General features: G+C 38.0%; 5 protein-coding genes. All 5 read right to left on the minus strand.

Annotated features, from left to right (window positions below):
• Nucleotides 1-18: 18 nt before the first annotated feature.
• On the minus strand, nt 19-1,155 hold the full coding sequence (dnaJ, locus tag LE180_RS00540) for a molecular chaperone DnaJ (RefSeq protein WP_374133545.1): 1,137 nt from the start codon (nt 1,153-1,155) through the stop codon (nt 19-21).
• A 528-nt stretch (nt 1,156-1,683) separates the two neighbouring features.
• Entirely contained in the window at nt 1,684-3,552 is a 1,869-nt protein-coding gene (gene dnaK / locus LE180_RS00545; protein ID WP_374133546.1) for a molecular chaperone DnaK, read from the minus strand.
• Between the two features lie 15 nt (nt 3,553-3,567).
• Nucleotides 3,568-4,161 (minus strand): nucleotide exchange factor GrpE, encoded by a 594-nt coding sequence (locus tag LE180_RS00550; protein ID WP_374133547.1) that lies wholly within the window; start codon nt 4,159-4,161, stop codon nt 3,568-3,570.
• Nucleotides 4,162-4,175: 14 nt separating this feature from the next.
• The gene (gene hrcA, locus LE180_RS00555) at nt 4,176-5,213 is read right to left on the minus strand and encodes a heat-inducible transcriptional repressor HrcA (protein WP_374133548.1); all 1,038 of its coding nucleotides are present in this window, start codon (nt 5,211-5,213) and stop codon (nt 4,176-4,178) included.
• A 690-nt stretch (nt 5,214-5,903) separates the two neighbouring features.
• Complete coding sequence (gene holA, locus LE180_RS00560; RefSeq protein ID WP_374133550.1) at nt 5,904-6,551, minus strand: DNA polymerase III subunit delta; 648 nt, start codon at nt 6,549-6,551, stop codon at nt 5,904-5,906.
• Between the last annotated feature and the right edge of the window lie 56 nt (nt 6,552-6,607).

Here is a 6,607-nt window from a genome sequence, read left to right on the forward strand (position 1 = left end):
AACAATGATAAACTTTACTTATCCGAAGATTTTCTTAAAGAAATTGTCGCTTTGATATTTAGCGTCTTTTGGAATTTCACCCATAGCCTTTGCATATTCAAACAGAGCGCGCTTTTGTTCGTCACTCATAGACTTAGGAACTGAAATATTTATTTTAACGTAAAGATCTCCTCTGTTTTTTCTACCCAACACAGGAAAACCTTGTTCACGTACTCTCAAAGTTGTTCCGGGTTGAGTTCCGGCAGGAACTCTTACTTTTACACAACCTTCTATAACGGGAACATCGTATTCCATTCCTATTGTGGCTTGTGAAAAAGAAATTGGAATTTCGGTATATAAATCATCACCGCTTCTTTTGAACCCAGTAGTCTGTTTCATATGAACTACAACATACAGATCACCTGATGAAGCGCCGTTGGCACCCGCATTACCTGAACCAGTAACTTTTAAAGAAGTTCCCTCGTCAACTCCGGCAGGAACTCTTACTTTAATAGTTTTCCTCTTCTTTACAGTTCCTTCACCTCTACATTCAGGGCATGGATTGCTTATAACAACTCCCGTGCCTTTACACTGTGGACATTCCTGACTAACCGAGAAAAACCCTTGGGAATATCTCACTTGACCTTTACCTTTACACTGTGGGCATTGTTTCGGCGCAGAACCGTCTTTACTACCTGTACCATGACAAGTAGAACATGTCTCTTTTTTGGGTATATCGATAGAAATTTCAGCGCCTTTCATTGCTTCAAGATAAGAAATCTCTATATCATAACGCAAATCCTCGCCACGTCTCTGCGAAGATCTGCCGCTTTTGCGTCCACTCCGCTGACTACCGCCAAAAACATCTCCAAATATATTTTCAAAAATATCTCCCATATTTGAAAAATCGCCACTGCTATATTGCGTGTAACCGCCCTGCCCACCTCCCATACCGCCTGCGGCATCATGTCCAAAAGTATCATATTGCTGCTTCTTCTGCGCGTCAGACAATACTTCATAAGCTTCGTTTATTTCCTTGAATTTTTCTTCCGCTTCTTTGTTGCCAGGATTTTTGTCAGGATGATATTTTAAAGCCAGCTTTCTGTAAGCCGACTTAATTTCATCGGTCGTGGCAGTTTTAGCAACACCAAGCACTTCATAATAATCGCGTTTCATTTTGTTTTGTTCCCCACACAATACAATTACTGACTTATACTTTTATATTTTAAAATTATCACTCTTGTATTCTACACCTCACGCTGACATCTCTCTAACCGTTAACATTCTTTTCGAGACTACGTCTTTCAAAATCCCAAGTATATGTTTCTTATTTTTCCCATCAGCGACGCAACGCTTCGAGCAATTCCTCGCAAAGACAGCGCTGACAACGCTACAGACATCGCCACAAGTTTAACAACGCTACCTAGTCATTGCGAGAAGCGAAGCGACGAAGCAATCCAGCCTTACAATCCTCACCCTCTATAAAACACATTCATACAAATCCTTCCACTTCTAGATTGCTTCGTCATTCTATTCCTAGCAAAGACAGCGCTGACAAGGCTACAGACACTGCCACAAGTTTAACGCTACCTAGTCATTGCGAGAAGCGAAGCGACGAAGCAATCCAGCTTCTTTTGTTGAAAAGTATGTAAACATATCCTTTTTTGGATTGCTTCGTCATTCTATTCCTAGCAAGAACAACTTTTATTTATTCTTATCATCAACAACTTCCGCGTCAACAACTTTGTCTCCATTATTAGCCGCCTGCTGAGCATCTCCCTGAGATTGTCCCTGTTGTGTGCCCTGAGCCGCGCCTTGCGCCTGAGAAGCTTTATATACTGCCTCGGCAAGCTTGTGAGAAGCTGTTGTCAATGCCTCTTTTGTTGATTTAATCGCCCCAACATCGTTGCCTTTTAGAGCATCTTTTGTCGCGGTCAAAGCCCGTTCTATTGCAAGTCTCTCATCTGAAGAAACTTTATCGCCATGTTCTTTTAAACTCTTTTCAACCGAGTAAACGAGATTGTCGGCTTCATTTTTTACTTCAATTTCCTCTTTGCGCTTCGAGTCTTCAGAAGCATACTGCTCCGCTTCTTTCACATATTTATTTATATCGTCTTTTGAAAGTTTTGTTGACGATGATATTTTAATTGACTGTTCTTTGCCTGTCCCTTTATCTTTTGCTGAAACATGTAAAATGCCATTTGCGTCTATATCAAAAGTAACTTCAATTTGGGGCATTCCTCTCGGCGCAGGCGGTATTCCGTCAAGCATAAATCTGCCTAGCGACAAATTATCTTTTGCCATAGGTCTCTCGCCTTGAAGAACATTTATTTCAACACTGGGTTGATTGTCTGCCGCTGTTGAAAATATTTGAGAACGCTTAGCGGGAACTGTAGTATTTCTGTCTATTAAAGCGGTCCTTACGCCACCCATAGTTTCAAGTCCGAGAGTAAGCGGAGTAACATCCAAAAGAAGAATGTCTTTAACATCTCCGGTTAATACCGCCGCCTGAACCGCCGCTCCAAAACATACGCATTCCATAGGATCTATTCCGCGTTCTACTTTCTTGCTTACATGATCTTCAACAAATTTCTGAACGATAGGCATTCTTGTAGGTCCGCCGACCAAAATGATTTTTGTAACTGTCTCAGCCGTAAGTTTCGCGTCGCTTATAGCCTGATCTATTGATGTTTTACATCTTTCAACGATGGATCTTACAAGGTTTTCAAGAGTCGCTCTTGTAAATTTCATAGTCAAATGTTTAGGACCTGATGCATCTGCCGTGATAAACGGGAGATTTATGTCGGTTTCCAAAACGTTTGAAAGTTCAATCTTTGCTTTTTCAGCAGCTTCTTTTAGACGCTGAACAGCCATTTTATCTTTGCGTAAGTCTATACCGTTTGTCTTTTTAAATTCATCAGCTATATAATCGATTAGAGCATTGTCCATATCGGTTCCGCCAAGTTGCGTATCTCCGGAAGTTGAGAGAACTTCAAATGTGCCTTCCGCTCCCATCTCCATAATGGTTACATCAAGGGTCCCGCCGCCAAGATCAAAAACCAATATTTTCTGTTCCGAACCAACTTTATCTATACCGTAAGCAAGAGAAGCCGCCGTAGGCTCGTTAACAAGTCTTACGACTTCAAGACCTGCAATTGCGCCGGCGTCTTTTGTAGCTTGTCTCTGATTATCATTAAAATACGCAGGAACTGTAATAACAGCTTTTGTTATCGTTTCTCCCAAATAGGCTTCTGCGTCTCTTTTAATCTTTTGAAGAATAAAAGCCGAAAGCTGCTGTGGAGTAAACTCTTTACCGTTTATATTATATTTATAATCTGTCCCCATCTTTCTTTTGAAAGCGCTTATTGTACCTTCCGGATTTGTTACTGCCTGTCTCCTTGCAGGCTCGCCGACTAAAAGCTGACCATCCTTTGTAAATGCAACATAAGAAGGGAATGCTTTGCCTCCCAGCGTTGTGCCTTCAGCTGAAGGAATAAGAGTGGTTTTTCCGCCTTCCATAATGGCTGCTGCGGAATTTGATGTCCCTAAATCGATACCAATAATTTTTGCCATATACTTCCTCCTGTGTTAATTATTTTTAATTTCAGTTCCAACCTTGTCTTTACTATTCTTTGATACCTTAACTTTTGCAACTCTTATCAATTTGCCATTCATTTTATACCCCTTTTGATAAATCTCCAAAACTTTACCATCTTCCTCTTCGCTTTCAGAGTAGTCTAAAGCTTCGCACATATTAGGATCAAATTTTTCGCACTGTATCTCTTCAACCCCTTCTTCTTTTAACATCTTTGAAAATTCTTTGCTTATCATTTCAAGACCAACTATTATGCTCTCTATATTATTCCCTGCTTTCGCGCTCTCTAAAGCCTGTTGCAACACATCGTCAATACTAATTTGTTTTACAAGAATTTTTTCTTTTCCCCAATCCAAACAGTCTTTCTTTTCTTTTTCGGATCGTCTTCTGTAATTTTCAAAATCAGCTTTAAGTCTTACAAGCTGGTCGTAATAATCTTGAGCTAATTTTTTTTGATCTTCGATAGACTGTTTCAAAATTTCAAGCTCAGATATTTTTTCGTCTCTCGCGATATCACAATCACAACTATCACATTCTTGAGACTTCTGTTCCCGCTCATTTTCAACTTCACGCTTTTCGTTTTTCAAATTGCTCCTCCTTATCACTCTTTATCCTTAAAAAATTTGTTTAATATTTCAGAAACGCGGCTTACAAGCAGCATCATCTTCTGATATTCCATACGTTTTGGTCCTATAATACCCAAAACTCCAACGACACGTTCACCGTTTTTATAAACCGTCGTTACCATACTTAAATCTTTAAGTTCCGCCAAAGTATTTTCTGAACCTATTTTTACATTTACACCGTTATCGTCAAAATCTTTATTTATTATCTCTATAAATTTTTCTTTATCTTCATTAAATCTTATAAGCGATTTCAGAGGTTCAAAGTCATTAAAATCCGGAATTGCGACTACATTAGACGTACCGTCTATATAAATATCATCTCGCATATTGTAGAATACGTCACTTATTTTTTTCACTGTTTTCAAAATTTCATTTTCATTTTGCCTAAAATCTCTTATTTCTGAAACAATTCTTTTATTTGCCTGAGCAACTGACACGCCTCTTAATTTTTCATTTAAAAAATTTTTTAGCCTACTAAGCTGACCTTGAGTAAGAAAAGCTTCTATTCGCTTATGTTTTATCATACCGCTTTCGGTCAGCAATACGATTAAAAGTTCTTCTTTAGCAATTTGCATAAGTTCAATATTTCTTATCTCATCGTACTGTGTTTTAGGGGTCATAACAAAACCTGTGTATCGAGAAAGACCCGACAAAATACGAGAGGTTTCGGAAAGCAATCCTTCTATCTCATTATGTTTTTGTTCATACTCTTTTCTTATTCTTTCTTCTTCTTCTACAGCGAAGCCCTGCAACTTTACAAGATTATCCACATAATATCGATAACCTTTGTCCGTGGGTATTCTACCTGCAGAAGTGTGCGGGTGCGTAAGGTACCCTTCTTCTTCAAGTTCTGCCATTAAGTTTCTAACAGCAGCCGGGGAAAGAGAAATATCACACTCTTCTATCAGAACATTCGAGCCTACAGGCTTGCCTGTTTTAATGTAGTGATGTATGACAGCGCTCAATATTTTAACTTTTCTTTCTTTTAAAACTTCCAATGCAATATGGCGCATTTTACCTCTTAAAAGTTATTCAGCAATCAATCAATCTTAGCACTCATATTGCTGAAGTGCTAAGATTGTAGCACTAAGATTAATTTATGTCAAGTTTTCTTCGTACTTTTGTCAGACAAAACAAAAGCGCCAAAAATTCTTGCCGCTGAGCGCATTCCCTTCACATTTTTTAGGCAATTTTAGAACTTGCGAAGAATCTTATAGACTTTATAGGTGATTTCGCTTCAAACGACTAAAATGAGATAGTTAACTAGCTCTAGTAGAGACGCATTGTGTTGGCTCAAAAAAGGACGAACCACCACAGAATGTCCCCCTTTACCAAATGTTAGTTATTTTGCTGGTTCTTCTTTGGCGCAAATTTTCTCGCGTTCCTGCGCCTAGATTATTGGTATTCTTAACTCCCTCTTGTTTTTCTAGAGAGGAAGAATAATGAAGAACTATGAACGTCCCCAGGGGAGCACCTAGTTCGTAAGCTTCTATATCGATCCTGCTAGCTTCGCGACACACTACTTCAGCGTCCCTGCAGCCCACTCTCTGTCCCGCATTACTAACTCCAACAAAAGCGCAACACAAAACAAACGTCAAAACAAATCTTCCTGCTGGTTTTATTTGAACCTTTCATTTGGAGCCATCAGACTCTTTTATTTAACTCCGTACCATGGTGTTTCGATCAAACTTCTTATATATTTTTCATGCGTTTGTCTTGCAAATAAATAGTACAGCTTTTTCTAAAGCTGATATCGCGTCACCACTTCCGGTTTTGATTGCCATATCTGCATTTAATATTGTTTTTAAACTTTCTTTCAATGTTTTTGTTTTATGTTTTTGAAGATTTGTAAAAAACGCTCTTGCAAAAAAACTATGTATTCTTAGCGATGAAGCAACCTCAGAGGCGGACATATTTTGCTCTTCAATCATGCTTTTTGCATTAAGCATTTTTCTTACTGCTGAAGAAATTGCTGAAAGAATCATAACAGTTTCCTCACCTTCGTTTAAAAGTTTTTCTAAAACAAACATCGCTTTTTTTAAATCTTTAGCTTCAATGTCGGAAGACAAAGAATATATATTTGCTTCTTTTGTATATCCGCTAATTTTTTCTAAATCTTCCTGCGTAATATTTTTTTTATTTTCCCCAACAAACAACGATACTTTTTCTATCTCATTTGCAATATTTAGCAAATCAGTTCCATTTTCGTCAATAATTCTTGCAACTACATCTTGAGAAGCTGTCTTGCTTTTTTGAGCAAATTCATTTTTTATAAAGTCTTTTACTTCGCTTTCATATTGTTTTCTACATTCCACTGAAACGCACTCTTTTGAAGAAATACATTTATTTATTAACTCCTTTTTTTTTTAAGATTTTTTCTTTTTTATAATTATCATTGTATAGAAGT

Source organism: Candidatus Endomicrobiellum pyrsonymphae (assembly GCF_020328025.1).
GTDB lineage: Bacteria > Elusimicrobiota > Endomicrobiia > Endomicrobiales > Endomicrobiaceae > Endomicrobiellum > Endomicrobiellum pyrsonymphae.